Consider the following 16866-nt stretch of genomic DNA (forward strand, 5'->3'; position numbering starts at 1 on the left):
AAACCAGAGATTTTCTACTGCTTGCCCGCTCCCAAATCTATTGACGTGAATAATTTGGTGCTTCCTTGGTAATGTTAACATCGTGGGGATGAGACTCAATGAGTCCAGCTCCTGACATCCGAATAAATTGAGCTTCTTCTCGTAACTCGGCTAAGTTTGCCGCACCCACATAACCCATACCTGACCGGATGCCCCCAACCATTTGGAAGACAATATCTTGGACACTTCCCTTATAAGCGACCCGGCCTTCGATTCCTTCAGGAACTAATTTATTGGCTTCAGTTTGTGATTGGAAATACCGGTCACTTGATCCTTTTTCCATGGCTGCTAGAGACCCCATGCCCCGGTATGATTTGAACCGCCGACCTTGATAAATTTCAAATTCACCTGGCGATTCATCGGTACCAGCCAACATAGATCCCATCATCACCGCATGACCCCCAGCTGCCATAGCCTTGACCATGTCGCCAGAATATTTAATTCCACCATCCGCAATAATGGTCTTACCAAATTCTTTAGCAGCATGGGCGGCATCATAAACCGCGGTTAATTGTGGTACACCAACACCGGCAACTACCCGGGTAGTACAAATAGAACCAGGACCAATCCCAACTTTAACCACATCTACTCCTGCTTCAAATAGGGCTTTGGCGCCTTCATAAGTGGCTACGTTGCCTGCAATAATGGTTACTTCTGGGAAGGTTTTGCGAATTTGAGCAATTTTACGGAGGACTCCGGCAGAATGACCATGAGCGGTATCCACAACAATGGCATCCACTTGAGCTTGAACTAAAGCTTCAGCTCGTTCAAAGGTATCATTGGTGATTCCAACCGCGGCAGCAACCAATAAACGTCCGTGTTGGTCCTTAGCCGCATTCGGAAACTCAATTACCTTTTCAATATCTTTAATGGTAATTAAACCAGATAATTTACCTTCTTGATCAACCAAGGGTAATTTTTCAATCCGGTATCGATCTAAAATATGTTCGGCTTCCTCTAAGGACGTCCCAACTGGAGCGGTAATTAACTCTTCTTTAGGTGTCATCACATTTTCAATGGCTTGGTCAAAATTTTTGATAAAGCGCATATCCCGATTGGTAATGATTCCCACCAAGGTCAAATCACTTTCAGAGGCTACCAAGGGAACCCCAGAAATCCGATAACGACCCATCAATTCTTCAGCTTCTCGGACCATATGTTGGGGCGTTAAATAGAAAGGATCTAAAATAACCCCATTTTCTGACCGTTTAACTTTACGAACTTCTTCTGCTTGGGCTGCAATCGACATATTTTTATGAATAACGCCTAAGCCTCCTTGACGCGCCATCGCAATCGCCATTGGTGCTTCGGTCACGGTATCCATACTAGCTGAAATAATCGGCACATTTAATTTCAAATTGGGTGCTAATTCAACGGATAAGTCTACATCATTCGGTAAAACGTCACTCTTAGCGGGGACCAATAACACATCATCAAAAGTATAACCTTCACGGGCAAATTTGCTTTCCCAAGCAGTCATTCAATCGACCTCCTATAATAATTAATTTGCTGCTTTGAATATTTTATCTAAAGTACCACTTTTATGATAAGGCTTCAAGTGATTTCTAAACTTTATTTAAGATTTGCTGTAATCTGTTCGAGTAAATCAATTTGGGTGAGGGTTTCTTGGTCTTCGACCAGCTTGGCCTGGCCATGAACTAGACTTTGGTATACTCCATCATAAATTCGGCCATAATCACCCACTTCTGAAATAACCTTCTCTTCATGGTAATTGTCTTGGTCATCAACATAAGTGAGCGTCCCATAATGTTCTGGTAAATCCACCCCAAAATCTTCATGACCTGGACCTGGTAAATAAAATAATTTCAAATGTTCTTCTTGTCGGTCTTTGCTGGCTTTCACAAACATTCCTTTAGAGCCATAAGCAACAAAAGATGGACGTGCTTTAATTCTAAAGTAAGAAGACTTGACCGAAACCTTCAAAGGGAAGTCATAATACATATCTACATCAAAATAATCATTCATTCTACCAGATCCCAATAACTGTTTAACATCATAATGGACCGCTTGCGGCCGACCAAAATAAGAAATCACCTGGTCTAGGGTATGACAAGCATGCCCATAAACAAAAGAATTAATCCGCTCATAGTGGTCAACTGATTGGGGCGTTTGCGGGCGGAAATAATCAAAAGACATTTCAATCTCATGCAGGTCACCAAGTTTACCACTTTCAATGACTTTTTGTAGGGTTAAAAAGTCCGAATCAAACCGTCGATTTTGGTAGGCTTGAATAAATAGACCCTTGGCTTGGGCTAAGTCAAATAAGTCTTGGGCTTCCTGGCGGGTTTCGGTGAAAGGTTTTTCTAAGAGAACATTTTTTCCTGCTTCTAAAGTTTCTTTCGCCAGTTGAAAATGGGTAGGTGAAGGGGTGGTAATCACCACCAAATCAATCTCTGGATCTTGATAAATAGTCTGGAGATCATGGACATAATTAACACCCGGAATGGGCATCCAAGTTCCTTTATTCGTTCTTGAGTAAATTGTTTTAACCTTAAAGGTGTCGGTCCGAGTCAATACAAAGGGTAAATGATAGCGATTAGTTGATTTACCATTCCCAATATAAGCTAGTGTTAACATAAGTTCCTCCTTACGAACTTTGAAAAAAAGAACCAGACCACGACTTTCAAACTGGGTGGGCTAGTTCTCTATATAAGTTTAAAAAACAGTTCCTTTGATATTTAACTTTTTCTTTAGGTAGAATCGTAATGCCAAAGTGACTGCCCCTAGGACAATATAAACTGTACTTGGTAAGATTGGATTAATCACTTTTGGTAACAAGGCTCCGGAGAAGGAGACTGCCGCAAACCAAAGCATCATCGTTGAAACTGAAATCAAGAAATAACGACCGTAACCTTTTTGCCCCTTAGGCGCATCAGGATTCGGCAAGTTTTTGGCGGTCATCATCATAGCAAAACCAGCCACTAAATAATTCAAGATTAAGGTGATGATGCCCATATGCACAGCATTGGGAGCCTGTTGGGGCCGCATCATAGAAAGACCCGTTAAAAGGGTAAAGACAGAGCCTAATAAGAGGGCACCATCCAAAAATAATAACTTGTCTTCCGATTGTTCCTTGCTATCCGTTTCCACCTTAAGGTCTTTACCACTAATGGATTGGATGACCTCTGTGGGAGTGCCATAAATTTGTTTAGCTGTTTGGCCACGTTTTTGGCCGTCTAATAGGGTCTCTACCATCTCTTGGTAAACATTACCCCGCACTTCATAATGAGTATCTTGGGCTAAGTGGCGATCAATGGTCTTCATAAACTGTTGGTTCTTCTTAGTTAATTGGAAGAAATCTTGGTTAGGGACACCTGCTAAAACTTGGGCCGCTTGGTCAAGGGCCGCTTGGACTTCTGGTTCAACCCCAACTTGGTCTTCATTTTCAACTTCTGCATCTACCAATTCAACTTCTTCCACCGTGGCTGCCGGTCCTTCTAATTGTTCTTGGCTATCTTCCACGTCTTGCTTTACTTTAAATTGTTCTTCGGTCATCCTGGTCCTCCTTAATTAAACATTAAATCTAAAGAGCATAATGTCGCCATCTTTAACTACATATTCCTTACCTTCAGATCGATAATGGCCTGCTTCTTTGGCTGCTTGAACAGACCCATAAGCCATTAAATCATCATAATGGAGGGTTTCGGCGCGGATAAAACCTCGTTCAAAGTCAGTATGGATAATACCAGCAGCTTGGGGAGCCTTCATACCTTGTTTAAAGGTCCAAGCTCTTACTTCTTGCTCCCCAGCAGTGAAATAAGTTCCTAAACCTAATAAGTGATAGGTTGCCTGAATCAAACGGTCTAAACCAGATTCAGGCATCCCAAAGTCTTCTAAGAAAGCCGCTTTTTCCTGATCATCTAAGACGGCAATTTCTTCTTCTAAAGAGGCACACACAGGTACGACTTCAGCTCCTTGACTGGCCGCTAATTCTTGGACTTGAGCTAGGAATGGATTGGCTGATGGATCCGCCACCTCTTCTTCACCAATATTGGCAACATACAGCATTTTTTTTCGGGTTAGTAAGAAGAGGTTACGAACGATTGGTTCTTGTTCTTTAGTGAATTCTAAGGCATTTGCCATTTGGTTGGCTTCCAAACCAGCTTTTAGTTTGGTTAACACTTCTAACTCTGCCATGGCCTCTGCATCTTTGGTCTTGGCTTGTTTTTCTACCCGGCCAATCCGTTTATCAATGGATTCTAAGTCAGCCAAGATTAATTCCAAATTAATCGTTTCAATATCAGAGATAGGATCAACTTTACCCGAAACGTGGGTAATATTCCCATCTTCAAAACAACGAACTACATGACAAATGGCATCCACTTGCCGGATATTAGACAAGAATTTATTTCCTAAACCTTCCCCCTTTGAAGCCCCTTTAACAATACCGGCAATATCAGTAAATTCAAAGGTAGTCGCAACGGTTTTCTTAGGGTTAACAATTTTGGTAATATCATCCAGACGTTTATCTGGAACTTCTACCACCCCAACATTAGGGTCAATCGTAGCAAAAGGATAGTTAGCGGCCTCAACACCAGCTTTGGTAATGGCATTAAATAAAGTTGACTTACCCACATTGGGTAGACCAACAATTCCTGCGGTTAATGGCATGAATTCACACTCTTTCTTTCTAAATTAAGCTTCACTTGAATCTTGATGTTTAACCAAGACTTTTTTTAATTTCTTATCGAAATCTCTCCGGGTCAGGGTCACCACGTGTTGACAATTTTCACAGCGGATTCGAATATCCATTCCCATCCGGATAATCTGCCAGCGATTGCTTTGACAGGCATGGGGTTTCTTCATTTCAACGATATCAAATTTATCATAGTCCTTACTTGGCATCCTGGCTTCCTTCTTTCTGTCTTTAAATTATAACTGAATATCTAATAAATCTAAAATCCGAATTAAGTCTGATTCGGATAAAAATTCAATTTCAATCTTGCCCCGGTCCCCTTTTTGCTGGATTCGAGTCTGAGTCCCAAAATAGTCTTGCATTTGTTCTTCGATGGCTAAAATATGGGCTGATTTTACTTTGGCTTTTTTATTTTTTATTTCAGCTTCTTTGGCTGATTTTTCCTTGGCTTGGTTACTACTTTGAACCAATTCTTCCAACTGTCGTACAGTTAAATTGCCAGCAATGACTTTTTTAGCCAAAGCGACCATTTTAGACTTATCCTTTAATCCCAATAAGGTTCGAGCCTGACCCATGGATAATTGATCTTGACTGACCATTTGCTTAATTTCTTCTGGTAAGCTTAGGAGTCTTAAATAATTTGCAATATAAGGTCGACTTTTACCAATGCGTTCCGCCACTTGAGCCTGGGTTAAATTTAATTTATCCATAAAAATACTATAGGCTTCCGCTTCTTCTAAGGGACTTAAATCTTCACGTTGCAGGTTTTCTACCACGGCGATTTCAATCATAGCCTCTTCATCTAATTGACGGACAATGGCTGGAATCGTTTCTCGACCCGCAAGACGACTGGCCCGTACCCGCCGCTCACCAGCAATCAGTTCATACCCCTTAATGGAAGACTGACGCACAATTATCGGTTGGAAAACCCCTGACTGTTTAATGGATTCTGCTAATTCTTGTAAAGCTTCTTCATTGAAATGCTTACGGGGTTGATAGGGATTAGGTCGAATGTCAGCTAAATCAATTTCTTCAACCACTTCATTTTCGCCTGGGGTATCTTCAAAATTAGAAAATAGGGCATCCATACCCCGGCCCAAAGACCGACTACGTTTTGTATTCTTAGGCATTAGCAATCACTTCCTTTGCAAGTTCCAAATAGCGTTCCGCTCCCCGGGATTTACGGTCATAATCAATGATGGAAAGACCATAAGATGGGGCTTCTGATAAGCGTACATTCCTTGGAATCATAGTTTGATAGACTTTTTCTTGGAAATACTTACGGACTTCTTCCACCACTTCAAAGCCTAAATTTGTCCGCGCATCCAACATGGTGATTAAGACACCTTCAATCCGGAAGTCCCGGTTATAATTCTTTTGGACCAAACGGATAGTATTTAAGAGCTGAGTTAAGCCTTCCATGGCATAATATTCTGCTTGCACTGGAATTAAGATGGTATGACTAGCCGTGAAGGCATTAATCGATAGTTGGCCTAATGAAGGTGGACAATCAATCAAGATAAAATCATAATCTGCTTCCACTGGAGCTAAGGCTTCTTTTAAGCGATTTTGCCGATTTTTAACTCCCACTAATTCTAGTTCGATGGCGGCTAATTGAATAGTTGATGGTACAATCCATAGATTTTCCCGACTAGTCGGTAAAATAACCTCTTGGATTGGAATTTGATCAATTAAGACTTCATAGAGACTTTGGTCCACATCCCCGCGATGAACGCCTAAACCAGATGTGGCATTGCCTTGGGAGTCACTATCAACGAGTAGAACCTTCTTTCCCAGACTGGCTAAGCCTGCACCTAAATTAACTGTAGTAGTGGTTTTACCCACCCCACCTTTTTGGTTACCGACTGCAATAATTTTTCCCATGAGGTCCTCCTTCTTACTTCAACGGTTGCTTAGCAGGTTTACCTGCCTTACGTGGATACTTATTCGGTGTGTCTAAGGTTTTCTTAATGACCACAATTGTCCGTTCATCCCCTTGACCCGGTAAGACGTCTGAAAGAACATCCTCTAACTTAGCGCCAAGAACTTTGATTGCAGCTTGGGCTTGATCAATTTCTGTTTGGGTCTTTTGGGCCTTTAAGGCAAGAAAATAACCGCCTTTTTTAGCAAAAGGTAGGCAGTATTCAGCAAGCACATTGAGTTGGGCCACGGCCCGGGCAGTGACTAGATCAAAATTTTGCCGATAACGTTTATCTTGTCCTAGATCCTCTGCTCGACCATGTAGGGCCTGAACTTGATCTAGACCTAAAGCTTCCACTAATACTTCAAGAAATTTAATCCGTTTATTTAATGAATCAACAATTGTGACCCTTAAACCTGGTTGGGCAATTGCTAGCGGAATACTAGGAAAGCCCGCCCCGGCGCCTATGTCAATCAAAGCCTTATCGGCTTGAATCTTGTCGGTTAACCACAAGGGAGCCAAGGAATCATAAAAGTGTTTTAAATAGACTTCCTTTTGCTCGGTTATCGCAGTGAGATTAATCTTTTGGTTCCACTCTACTAAGAATTGATAATAGCTTTCAAATTGTTGGATTTGTCGTGAATCTAAGTTAATTCCCTTGGCGTCCAAGGCCTCTACAAATTCTTCTGGGGTCATCCAAATCCTCCTTTTCTTTTGTGAAACAAAAATGTTTCACGTCTCTTCTACTTTACATTAAATACAGCTTTTTAGCAATGAAAATTCCTTATTTTTATTAGGATTTACAAAGCATTTGACTAGCTGGCTAGTTAAGCTCCTGCAGCGAAAAATTCAAAAAAGCCAGAAGCAAAATAGATTCGCTCCTGGTTTTTCAATTTTATAGGTATTTACTTGCTTCCCGCCTGGCTAAACTTGATAAGTCAACTTCATGACGGTTTAAATAATCAGCCACCCAGCTTGGATTGGTCTTTGAGTACTCCCGTAAGGACCAGCCGATAGCTTTTTGGATAAAGAATTCCTCATCAGCTAAGTTAGAAGCCAAAACTTGTTCCAGATCAACGGTCTGGGTTTTTTCCTTAAAAGTTAATTGACTCAAGATAGCAGCCCGTCTTAACCATAAGTCTTCGGCCTCAGCCCAGGCTAAGATGGTCTCAAAGAGATAAGGATTGCGTTGGATTAGGTGGCCCAAAGGTTTTACTAAATTATCAACCGTATCCCACCAGGATTTACTCACGATCAACTCTCGCAAATGACTTAAATCATCAGGTTGGAGGTAGGCTTGCATCATCCGCAAATAATCAACCGCCAAATACTGGTACTCACGGGCCTCTGCTTGCCAAAGTTGCCGAATACCCTGCCAATCAATCCGCTGACTGGCCTTGGCTGCTTTTAAATGCTTACGGGACAATTCGCGGCGTTCCTGACTTTTAATCCCTAAAAATTCAAACTGGTCCCGCATATAGGCAGCCATGGGAACTTGATTTTCAGGATGAATGTGGTCGTTAAAATCTTGTTGTATGCCTATAATATCTAACATTTAGGCTTCCTCTGGTTGACGCCGTTTAATTAAGTCTTTAGGTTGTTGGAGATAGACAGATAGAATCGCAATATCTGCGGGGTTAACCCCTGACACTCGGCTGGCTTGGCCCAATGTAGAAGGGTTAATTAATTTCAGACGGTCACGGGCTTCATTGGCTAAATTACCAATGGCATCCCAATCAATATCATGCGGAATGTGCTTACTTTCCATCCCGGCCATCCGGTCAACTTTACGGAGGGCTTTTTTGATATAGCCAGCATATTTAATTTGGATTTCAACTTGTTGACCTTCTTGACGGTCTAAGACTTGGTCGCGGTCAGGTAATAAGGCAACGAGGTCCCGGTATTTAATTTCAGGGCGTTTCAGTAATTCACTGGCTAAGATACCATCTTTTAAAGGCGCAGAGCCCACTCGGTCAAAGTATTCACTTAGACCCGGGGTATTCGGTGTTAACCGCAAGCCTTCCAAGCGTTTAATTTCATCCTGAACTAAATTAAATTTAGCTTGGTAGGCAGCGTAACGTTCATCCCCAATTAAACCAATTTGACGGCCTCTTTCAGTTAAGCGTAGGTCAGCATTATCATGCCGTAATAGGAGTCTAAATTCGGCCCGGGAAGTTAACAAACGATAAGGTTCTGTGGTGCCCTTGGTTACTAAGTCATCAATCATGACCCCAATATAGGCTTCGTCCCGACGTAAAATAAAAGGATCCTTACCTTGGACCTTAAGGGCCGCATTAATGCCGGCCATAATCCCTTGGCCCGCCGCTTCTTCATAACCAGAGGTCCCATTCATTTGACCCGCGGTAAAAAGACCTGGTAACTTCTTCACTTCAAGATTTAAATTTAATTGGTGGGGAATCACCACATCATATTCAATGGCATAACCAGGCCGCATCAAACGAGCCCGTTCCATCCCCTTGACTGAATGCAGCATGTCTAATTGAATTTCTTCTGGCATAGAGGTTGAGAGTCCTTGGACATACATTTCTTTGGTTTCTAGTCCCTCAGGTTCAATAAAGATTTGGTGACGGGGTTTATCTGAAAACCGTACAATTTTATCTTCAATCGATGGACAATAACGTGCACCTACCCCTTCGACCATACCTGAGAACATGGGTGCCCGATGTAAATTCTTACGAATAATTTCATGGGTTTTTTCATTAGTATGGGTTAACCAACATGGGGTTGATTCCGGATTAAAGGCTTCATCTGGCGTTTCATAAGAAAAATGATTAGGTTCTATATCGCCTGGTTGAATCTCGGTTTGATCAAAGTCAATAGAATCATAATGAATCCGTGGCGGCGTTCCAGTTTTAAAGCGAGCCAATTCGATGCCTAATTCAAGCAAATTTTCAGACAATTTAATTGAAGGTAAAGTATTATTTGGACCAGAAGAATACTTCAATTCACCAATAATAATCTTACCTCGGGAAGACGTTCCCGCAGTTAAAACTACAGCTTGACTATGATAGATGGCTCCGGTATTAGTCCGTACCCCTTTAACTTGCCCGTCTTCAACGATTAACTCTTCGACTAAACCTTGGTGCAATTCTAAACCGTCTGTATCTTCAATTACTGCCTTCATGGAACGGGCATAGGCAGCCTTATCTGCTTGGGCACGTAAGGCTTGGACCGCTGGTCCTTTTGAGGTGTTTAACATCCGCGTTTGGATCGACGTCCGGTCAATATTCCGGCCCATTTCACCACCCAAGGCATCAATTTCCCGCACGACGACACCTTTTGCAGGGCCACCCACCGAAGGGTTACATGGCATAAAAGCCACCATTTCTAAACTAATGGTTAAAAGTAAGGTTTTACAATCCATCCGGGCTGCGGCTAAGGCTGCTTCAGAGCCAGCATGGCCTGCCCCAACAACAATCACATCATAATTACCAGCTTGGTAAGTTTGCATAATATTTCCTTTCTGTTAATAAAACGCCACACTATGGTCGGTCAAGTTCCCGGCTGGGTCATAGACAAACTTCGCTGAGAAAAAAGACTTACGATTGAGAATCCAATCTAGATAAATATAATCCCCCTGCCAGGTCGGCATGGATAAGACTTTATCATAATCAACCCACTGTAAATGGCCCTCATCCGACTCTATTTCTAAATCACCTTCAAAACCGGTCACCCGATAAACAAAACAGTACCAATCACGACCATCATGGGTAAAATCAGGAAAGGTAATTACCCCGACCATGGTCATATCAGTGGCAGTAAGTTGAGTCTCTTCATAGATTTCACGTTTAGCACAGGCTTCGGGACTTTCTCCATCCTCAAATTTACCACCCACACTGACCCATTTACCTTCATGGACATCATTATCTTTTTTATTACGGTAAAGCAAGAGAAGTTGGGACCCATTGTCCAAGTAACAAATCGTCGCTAATTGTGCTTGCATGTGTAGTCCCTACTTTCCTAAACAGAATTGACTAAAGAGCTCATTCAATAATTCATCTTGAACACTATCGCCCGTAATTTCACCGAGTAAATCCCAAGCCCGAGTATAATCAATTTGAATTAAGTCAACCGGCAGCTCCATTGCTACAGCAGACTGCACTTCATCTAAGGCAGCTAGGGCTTGCTTTAATAATTGGGTATGACGACTATTTAAGAGGTAATTTATATCCGTTGATTGGAGTTGTCCTTTAAAGAAGAGGTTAGAAATCTCATCTTCTAAGGCATCTAGGCCAGCTTCTTCTAGCATAGAAGTCTCAATAATAGTAGCAGTGCCACTTGATTCTGCTAAGGCATTCCGGTCAAGCTGGCTTGGTAAATCCTGTTTATTTAATAGAATAATCCGTTTCTTTCCTTGACTAGCCTTTAATAATTCAAGATCCACTTCTTGTAAGTCTTCAGCTTGATTAAGAATTAAAATAACCAAATCAGCCTCTTCCAAAGCCTTGCGGGACCGCTCTACCCCAATTTTTTCAACGACTTCTTCCGTTTGGCGGATACCTGCAGTGTCAATTAATTTCAAAGGAACTCCACGGACATTGACCATTTCTTCAATGGTATCCCGAGTTGTTCCTTCAATATCTGTCACAATCGCTTTATCCCAACCAGTTAAGCGGTTCAATAAGGAAGACTTACCGACATTCGGCCGGCCCACAATAACCGTATTAATGCCTTCCCTAAACAATCGTCCAGACTGGGCCTGTTTTAAGATATGTTGCACTTCTTGACTAATCGCTTGAGCAGTCGTCTTTAATTGCTGTAAAGACATTTCTTCCACATCGTCATATTCAGGATAGTCGATGGTTACTTCGATTTGGGCCAGGGTATTTAACATAGTTTGACGTAAAGACCGAATCTTCTTGGATAAAGAGCCTTGTAATTGATTCATCGAAGCCTGCATGGCCTTGTTGGTCTTAGCTTCAATTAAATCCATCACGGCTTCAGCTTGGGATAAGTCAATCCGTCCATTTAAAAAGGCACGTTTAGTAAATTCACCTGGCTCGGCAAGGCGGGCGCCCATTTGTAAACAGAGATCTAAGATGGCTTGAACCGCCATAATCCCACCATGGCAATTAATTTCAACCACATCTTCTCGTGTATAGGTTTTAGGTGCTCTTAAGAGGGTCACCATCACCTCATCAATAATTTGTTTACTTTCTGGATCAACAATGTGACCATAGTGGATAGTATGAGAGGGTTGAGTCAATAAGTTAACCCCTTTAAAAAGCTGGTTAGCCATGACTAAAGCATCGCCACCACTCATCCGTACAATGCCAATGGCTCCTTCACCCAAGGCTGTGGAAATTGCCGCAATGGTATCGCGTTCGTACACTTTACTTCCTCCTTTATTTTTTCCTTATCTCCATAAAAAAAGTGCCTAAACTAAGCCCACGGTTATTCTTTTGGACTTAGTTAGCACTTTGACTGCCTTCATATATTTGTTTGAATTATACAAAAACCGCTTTCTAATTGCAAGTCCTAATCATTGCCGATATAATATTAATATCAAATATATATAATCACAGTGATTTGTTGTGGTTCTTAAAGTAAAACGACTTATAAACCCAGAAGTTAGGCGAAGTGATTAGCTTAACCTCTATGTCGCAAAACAATTTGTTCCACCCTAATCAACTGTGCGAGAGCAGGCACACCAAGCGAAAATCAGAGGATTTAATGCTTTTGGTCCGCTCTCAGAAGGGAATAGGATCTTGAAAACTAACCACTACTATTATATCGCTTTTATCATCCTCTCCATCTGTGCTGCTACCTTAGCAATTCACCTTAACCATAGTGAACCTTCGGTAAATGTAGCAGAAAACCAAAGTAGTCAAGTTCAAAGTGAACCTGTCACTAGTTCCATTTCTCAGAGTCAACAGCAAAGTTCTGAGGAATTACTGGCAAATGAAGATGAAAGTTTAGACGAATCAATTTATGATGTCGAGCTAATGAAGAAAAATGGGATTGAAGCCATTAATCCTGAAGATTATGCTTCGGTCGATGAAATTATTAATGAACAAATCACTCAATTAGGGATTGATCCTGCAACGGTCAGTATTGCCTTTCATAATTATTTAGATGATCAACGCTATTATCTGAATGAAAATGTCTTCCATAATTCTGCTTCTATCTATAAAGTCCCCCTAGCCGCCATGGTCTTAGACCTTGTCAATTCAGGAGTCTACAGCATGGACTCACAAATCCCATTTCAAGATAGTTATTATCAAGAAGGAGCTGGGGCTATTTCAAATAATGAACTTAGACCCAGTTACTCTATACAAGAACTAATTGATGAAAGTTTAATCCACTCAGATAATACGGCAGCCTGGACTCTGATGATGGGCATTTATGGCGATTTTCCTTCAAGCCGTCAAGCTTTACTTGATTTCTTGAATTATTATGATGTCCCTGATAACTTCTATCAAGATATTTATTTCTCGGCAAATTTAATCGAAATGACCTATGATAAAATAATGAGTGATCCTGCCTACGAATACATTATTACCCAGCTCTCACAAGCTGAACCCCACCAATTATTTACCTCGTATGTTAAAAGTGGGATGGCCAATAAATATGGTCGCTACGAATCGATGGTGAATGATTCTGGTATTTATTATGAAAACGGCCAACCTATCTATTCCTTGGTTATCTTAACCGATGGAGCTGCCTCTGCCGATGTCTTTTTAGAAATGACCAATCTTAATATTAATCAATGGGTCCGTCACCAAGCGGGACTAGACCAAAGAAATTAATTAACTTAGTCAAATTTAAATGCAAAAAACCATTCAAGACCCGTAAAGAAAGGGAGCTTGAATGGTTTTTAGTTAATCTTCAGTTTGACTAGCTTGGTAAATTCCACCTTCAGGATAATCAAAGCTATTTGGCAGTAGACCATTATCATTAACCGTCAGTCTTACTTCTTTGACACCAAAGAAGTAAGCTAAACTATCCACAATTGACTGGATCACAATTTTTTCAGAGGCGGCATTTTGATTAAGGACTGCAACAACTCCTGGACTAAAATCAATGACTGCTTGACCTGAAGCATTCACATATACCGCATTAACTGTGATAGATGTATCAAGTATATTTTCTTGCCGTAAAATTTCTTCAAATGCTTTTGCTAACTGATAGTTCGTTTGCCATGAAAATGAAACCGACTTATGATCTAACTTATCTTGCTCAGTCGCACTGACCCAAGTAATATCATGAACTAACATGACATCTTGCGCATTGGATTGTAAGACTTTCCATTGACCGGATTCTTTTTCCGTTTGGCCAGACCATTGGCCCAGCAAGCCTACATCCTGACCATAATAATTATAAATGATTTGGTTGTCCATGGTAATTTTTACTTCCACCACTTGATCATAGACCTGACCATTGATATTAGCTTTTTGATAGAGTTGACTAATACTTGCTTGGTGTCCTTGGCCATCATAATCCCATGTATTGCCTTGACTAAGTGGGGCACTTAAATAAGTAATCGGGTCCGTTTCACCCGCAGGGGTTGCTTGATCAAGTAAACTTAAATAAGGATTCACCTGATCAGAAATAAAAATTTGTTGATATTGACCTTGACTCGCTTGAATTAGTTCTGTTTCATGCTTTGAACTGAGATGCTCAACCTGCATTAAAGACTTATCTTCATTTTGATAAGTCATATAGGTGGTTTCCTGGTTCAAGCCGTCCGAATAGGTCTTTATTTGATTAGCTTGATAAGGAGCAAAAAGGTCAAAATCAAATTCTGTATCCAAGTTTGCCTTGGTCCAGCCTTGCTTCAAATCTTCTAAACCAATTGTTTGCGTAGTTTCTTCCGCTGGTGAATTATCCTGGCTCTCATCAGCTTGAGAATGGGTATCAACACTTGATTGATTTTTTTCTTGACTTACTTTAGCTTCTATTCTTGCTTGATTTTCCTCACTAATATTAATCATTGGTTGCCGTTTACAGGCAGTCAGACTGATAAGAACAAGCGTAAAGAGGCAAAAATATTTATAATATGGTCCTAACTTCATAATAACCTCCTTATAATCTCATTTAGTATATCATAGTAAGGTTGATTTTTTTAGCTGATTTTGTCTAAAGTTAAGACTATTCAAGCCAGCAAAGTATAGAGCTAAAATAGGAATTATAAAAATTCGATAGGTGAAATAATAATGGTATTGACCATGGTTTTGTAACAAAAAGGTCCAAATAAAAGGCAAAGAAGAAAGTAATATTAAGGGCCATTGTCGGCTTATTTTTTTTAGTTTTATACCATACAATAAAGATAAAATTAAGAGACCCAAGCCTAGAATAAGTAGTAAAAGCAAAGCTTCTTTAGGCAGTAATATTTTAAATTGTTGTTTAACAATTTCTCCATAAGACCAAGGAGTTTCACTTGAATTCGTTAACGCTCCTGTCCTAATTTCTGCCTGTCTTAATGCATTTTCAAATAAATTTTGCTTTAAAATATAAGAACCTAGAGACCATTTGGCTAACCAGGTAACGCCGTAACCGAACAACCAGGCAAAACCAGAAATGACCAATACCTTTAATTGATACAAGTGCTTACTTTCTTGACGGGCTAACCATGACAACAAAACAATAGCAGGTAGGCCATAAGTTAAGAGTGGGGCTGATAATAAATCAAAATAATTAGTTAAAGATCCGATGATGAGAAATAAATATAAGATAAATAGACTTAAATTTTTACTTGAAGGACCGTATTTTAATAAAATAATCAAGCCTAAATTAGCTAGCACAAATACAGGCGTATACTGTAAAGAAAGTGGAAAAATCCAAAAATGGACTAAAGACCAAGTAAAAGCATAAATTAAAGCATAAAAGAGATTAAACCTTTGTTTAATTTGATCCAATGCTCCATAAAAAATGCCAAAAATCATAAAAATATTAAAATAACGGATACTCTTATAAGAAAAAAATAACAATAGAGGTCTGAGAATAGCAATATCTCCAAGCCAATATCTTACATAGCCTTCATTCCACATAGCAGCTTTAAGCGCTGGAAGTTCCTGAGAATTTAACATTTTTTTATAGATATAATCATCGGTAAAAGTATCTAACTTACTTGCTTCAAACCCGGTTAAAACTAACCAACGTTTTTTTTCGCTGGCAATCGTTTCAAAAGAATCGGTTAATTTAGCTGCTATCCTATCATTTGGAACTTTATAGGCCAAGTATAATAAGAAGATATAAATACCTATGAGGACTATAAATAATAAAAGTAAATAAAGTAAATGATATTTATATTTACGCCAAATGTTTATCATCTTGAGCATCACTTTCTAGGGTGCGAACACGAATATATTGGAGTTCAAATTGCTTCCGCTCTTGTTGGGCGATCACATCTAGAATAATACCTGACACTAAAAGAACCAAGGCTGTCAAAGCAACAAATCCTGAAATAATCATGGTTGGAAAGCGCTCAACCAGACCAGTCATTCGGTATTCATCCCAAACTGGTACAAATAAAGCAAGCGAAACAATCGCTAAAATTAAAGCAACCAGTGTAAAGAAAATTAAAGGCTTATAGTTTTTAAACAAACGGGCAATGGTTCTCAGAACACGAAAGCCATCACTATAAGTATTTAATTTTGATTCACTGCCATCGGGACGATCACGGTAATCCACAATCATATTTTGAATGTTTAACTTTTTATCTAAGGCATGAATGGTCATTTCTGTTTCAATTTCAAAACCGGAAGAGAGGACCGGAAAGGTTTTAACAAAAGAATAAGAAAAGGCTCGGTAACCCGTCATAATATCTCGAATTTCATTTTTAAATAAATAATTAATTAGACCACGAACCAAGCGATTACCAAAATTATGAAAAGGACGTTTGTTTTCATTAAAATATGTTGAAGATAAGCGGTCGCCAATCACCATATCGACTTGGTCATTCAATACAGCTGCAACCATACTCCGTGCATTTTCAGCTGGATAGGTATCATCCCCATCAATCATTAAATAAGCATGGGCTTGAATTTCACGAAACATCGCCCGAATGACATTACCTTTACCTTGTTGGGGCACACGACGGACATGTGCACCATGTTCTAAAGCAATCTTCGCTGTATCATCCGTTGAATTATTATCATAAACATAGAAAACCGCTTCGGGTAACTGGCTTTTAAAATCTTGGATAACTTTTCCAATCGTCAAAGCTTCATTATAACAAGGAATTAATACTGCTACTTTATCCATTTCTTTCTCCTATTTCATACTT

16 protein-coding genes are annotated in these 16866 nt (G+C 40.1%); 1 reads left to right on the top strand and 15 read right to left on the bottom strand.

The genetic code is table 11. From position 1 onward, the window contains the following. Positions 1 to 37: 37 nt before the first annotated feature. The 12 genes from guaB to mnmE all read right to left on the bottom strand — a co-directional run bounded on the left by guaB (position 38) and on the right by mnmE (position 11970). Complete coding sequence (gene guaB / locus HMPREF9257_RS07850) at positions 38 to 1519, bottom strand: IMP dehydrogenase (RefSeq protein WP_006418757.1); 1482 nt, start codon at positions 1517 to 1519, stop codon at positions 38 to 40. Positions 1520 to 1611: 92 nt separating this feature from the next. Then, on the bottom strand, positions 1612 to 2637 hold the full coding sequence (locus HMPREF9257_RS07855; protein ID WP_006418869.1) for a Gfo/Idh/MocA family oxidoreductase: 1026 nt from the start codon (positions 2635 to 2637) through the stop codon (positions 1612 to 1614). Between the two features lie 78 nt (positions 2638 to 2715). Continuing rightward, positions 2716 to 3555, bottom strand: coding sequence for a DUF1129 domain-containing protein (locus HMPREF9257_RS07860; protein WP_006418806.1), 840 nt, complete (start codon positions 3553 to 3555; stop codon positions 2716 to 2718). 15 nt (positions 3556 to 3570) lie between these two features. Continuing rightward, the gene (ychF, locus tag HMPREF9257_RS07865) at positions 3571 to 4671 is read right to left on the bottom strand and encodes a redox-regulated ATPase YchF (protein WP_006418748.1); all 1101 of its coding nucleotides are present in this window, start codon (positions 4669 to 4671) and stop codon (positions 3571 to 3573) included. Positions 4672 to 4695: 24 nt separating this feature from the next. Beyond that, the gene (locus HMPREF9257_RS07870) at positions 4696 to 4905 is read right to left on the bottom strand and encodes a DUF951 domain-containing protein (RefSeq protein ID WP_006418745.1); all 210 of its coding nucleotides are present in this window, start codon (positions 4903 to 4905) and stop codon (positions 4696 to 4698) included. Between the two features lie 27 nt (positions 4906 to 4932). Continuing rightward, the gene (locus tag HMPREF9257_RS07875; protein ID WP_006418805.1) at positions 4933 to 5826 is read right to left on the bottom strand and encodes a ParB/RepB/Spo0J family partition protein; all 894 of its coding nucleotides are present in this window, start codon (positions 5824 to 5826) and stop codon (positions 4933 to 4935) included. After that, positions 5819 to 6580: a ParA family protein gene (locus tag HMPREF9257_RS07880; RefSeq protein WP_006418873.1), complete on the bottom strand. Its 762-nt coding sequence runs from the start codon at positions 6578 to 6580 to the stop codon at positions 5819 to 5821. The genes HMPREF9257_RS07875 and HMPREF9257_RS07880 overlap by 8 nt, the downstream gene beginning before the upstream one ends. A gap of 13 nt (positions 6581 to 6593) precedes the next feature. Then, complete coding sequence (rsmG, locus tag HMPREF9257_RS07885; protein ID WP_006418962.1) at positions 6594 to 7313, bottom strand: 16S rRNA (guanine(527)-N(7))-methyltransferase RsmG; 720 nt, start codon at positions 7311 to 7313, stop codon at positions 6594 to 6596. A 199-nt stretch (positions 7314 to 7512) separates the two neighbouring features. Next, positions 7513 to 8172: a DNA alkylation repair protein gene (locus HMPREF9257_RS07890; RefSeq protein ID WP_006418832.1), complete on the bottom strand. Its 660-nt coding sequence runs from the start codon at positions 8170 to 8172 to the stop codon at positions 7513 to 7515. Then, positions 8173 to 10089 (bottom strand): tRNA uridine-5-carboxymethylaminomethyl(34) synthesis enzyme MnmG, encoded by a 1917-nt coding sequence (mnmG, locus tag HMPREF9257_RS07895; protein ID WP_006418886.1) that lies wholly within the window; start codon positions 10087 to 10089, stop codon positions 8173 to 8175. A 15-nt stretch (positions 10090 to 10104) separates the two neighbouring features. After that, complete coding sequence (locus HMPREF9257_RS09315; protein WP_006418974.1) at positions 10105 to 10581, bottom strand: NUDIX hydrolase; 477 nt, start codon at positions 10579 to 10581, stop codon at positions 10105 to 10107. Positions 10582 to 10590: 9 nt separating this feature from the next. Next, positions 10591 to 11970, bottom strand: coding sequence for a tRNA uridine-5-carboxymethylaminomethyl(34) synthesis GTPase MnmE (mnmE, locus tag HMPREF9257_RS07905; RefSeq protein ID WP_006418921.1), 1380 nt, complete (start codon positions 11968 to 11970; stop codon positions 10591 to 10593). 376 nt (positions 11971 to 12346) lie between these two features. Between mnmE and HMPREF9257_RS07910 the strand changes: the two genes are divergently transcribed. Then, a complete protein-coding gene (locus HMPREF9257_RS07910; RefSeq protein WP_006418972.1) occupies positions 12347 to 13387 on the top strand; it encodes a serine hydrolase in 1041 nt (346 codons plus the stop codon). A gap of 72 nt (positions 13388 to 13459) precedes the next feature. Here HMPREF9257_RS07910 and HMPREF9257_RS07915 read toward each other — a convergent pair whose 3' ends face one another. Genes HMPREF9257_RS07915 through HMPREF9257_RS07925 form a run of 3 tightly spaced genes read right to left on the bottom strand, consistent with a single transcriptional unit; the run spans position 13460 to position 16844 of the window. Further along, on the bottom strand, positions 13460 to 14653 hold the full coding sequence (locus tag HMPREF9257_RS07915; RefSeq protein WP_006418762.1) for a GerMN domain-containing protein: 1194 nt from the start codon (positions 14651 to 14653) through the stop codon (positions 13460 to 13462). Between the two features lie 30 nt (positions 14654 to 14683). Next, positions 14684 to 15910, bottom strand: a complete 1227-nt coding sequence (locus tag HMPREF9257_RS07920) for a hypothetical protein (RefSeq protein WP_006418879.1) — start codon at positions 15908 to 15910, stop codon at positions 14684 to 14686. Then, positions 15891 to 16844, bottom strand: coding sequence for a glycosyltransferase family 2 protein (locus HMPREF9257_RS07925; RefSeq protein ID WP_006418821.1), 954 nt, complete (start codon positions 16842 to 16844; stop codon positions 15891 to 15893). The genes HMPREF9257_RS07920 and HMPREF9257_RS07925 overlap by 20 nt, the downstream gene beginning before the upstream one ends. Between the last annotated feature and the right edge of the window lie 22 nt (positions 16845 to 16866).

Origin of the sequence: Eremococcus coleocola ACS-139-V-Col8 (assembly GCF_000183205.1) — a bacterium.
Classification (GTDB): domain Bacteria; phylum Bacillota; class Bacilli; order Lactobacillales; family Aerococcaceae; genus Eremococcus; species Eremococcus coleocola.

What these genes read in the sequence shown, in the direction of transcription:
- ychF (WP_006418748.1), bottom strand. Translation starts at nt 4,671, where the DNA reads ATGCCATTAACCGCAGGAATTGTTGGTCTACCCAATGTGGGTAAGTCA.
- rsmG (WP_006418962.1), bottom strand. Translation starts at nt 7,313, where the DNA reads ATGACCCCAGAAGAATTTGTAGAGGCCTTGGACGCCAAGGGAATTAAC.
- HMPREF9257_RS07915 (WP_006418762.1), bottom strand. Translation starts at nt 14,653, where the DNA reads ATGAAGTTAGGACCATATTATAAATATTTTTGCCTCTTTACGCTTGTT.
- guaB (WP_006418757.1), bottom strand. Translation starts at nt 1,519, where the DNA reads ATGACTGCTTGGGAAAGCAAATTTGCCCGTGAAGGTTATACTTTTGAT.
- HMPREF9257_RS07855 (WP_006418869.1), bottom strand. Translation starts at nt 2,637, where the DNA reads ATGTTAACACTAGCTTATATTGGGAATGGTAAATCAACTAATCGCTAT.
- HMPREF9257_RS07875 (WP_006418805.1), bottom strand. Translation starts at nt 5,826, where the DNA reads ATGCCTAAGAATACAAAACGTAGTCGGTCTTTGGGCCGGGGTATGGAT.
- HMPREF9257_RS07880 (WP_006418873.1), bottom strand. Translation starts at nt 6,580, where the DNA reads ATGGGAAAAATTATTGCAGTCGGTAACCAAAAAGGTGGGGTGGGTAAA.
- HMPREF9257_RS07860 (WP_006418806.1), bottom strand. Translation starts at nt 3,555, where the DNA reads ATGACCGAAGAACAATTTAAAGTAAAGCAAGACGTGGAAGATAGCCAA.
- HMPREF9257_RS07890 (WP_006418832.1), bottom strand. Translation starts at nt 8,172, where the DNA reads ATGTTAGATATTATAGGCATACAACAAGATTTTAACGACCACATTCAT.
- HMPREF9257_RS09315 (WP_006418974.1), bottom strand. Translation starts at nt 10,581, where the DNA reads ATGCAAGCACAATTAGCGACGATTTGTTACTTGGACAATGGGTCCCAA.
- mnmG (WP_006418886.1), bottom strand. Translation starts at nt 10,089, where the DNA reads ATGCAAACTTACCAAGCTGGTAATTATGATGTGATTGTTGTTGGGGCA.
- HMPREF9257_RS07920 (WP_006418879.1), bottom strand. Translation starts at nt 15,910, where the DNA reads ATGATAAACATTTGGCGTAAATATAAATATCATTTACTTTATTTACTT.
- HMPREF9257_RS07870 (WP_006418745.1), bottom strand. Translation starts at nt 4,905, where the DNA reads ATGCCAAGTAAGGACTATGATAAATTTGATATCGTTGAAATGAAGAAA.
- HMPREF9257_RS07925 (WP_006418821.1), bottom strand. Translation starts at nt 16,844, where the DNA reads ATGGATAAAGTAGCAGTATTAATTCCTTGTTATAATGAAGCTTTGACG.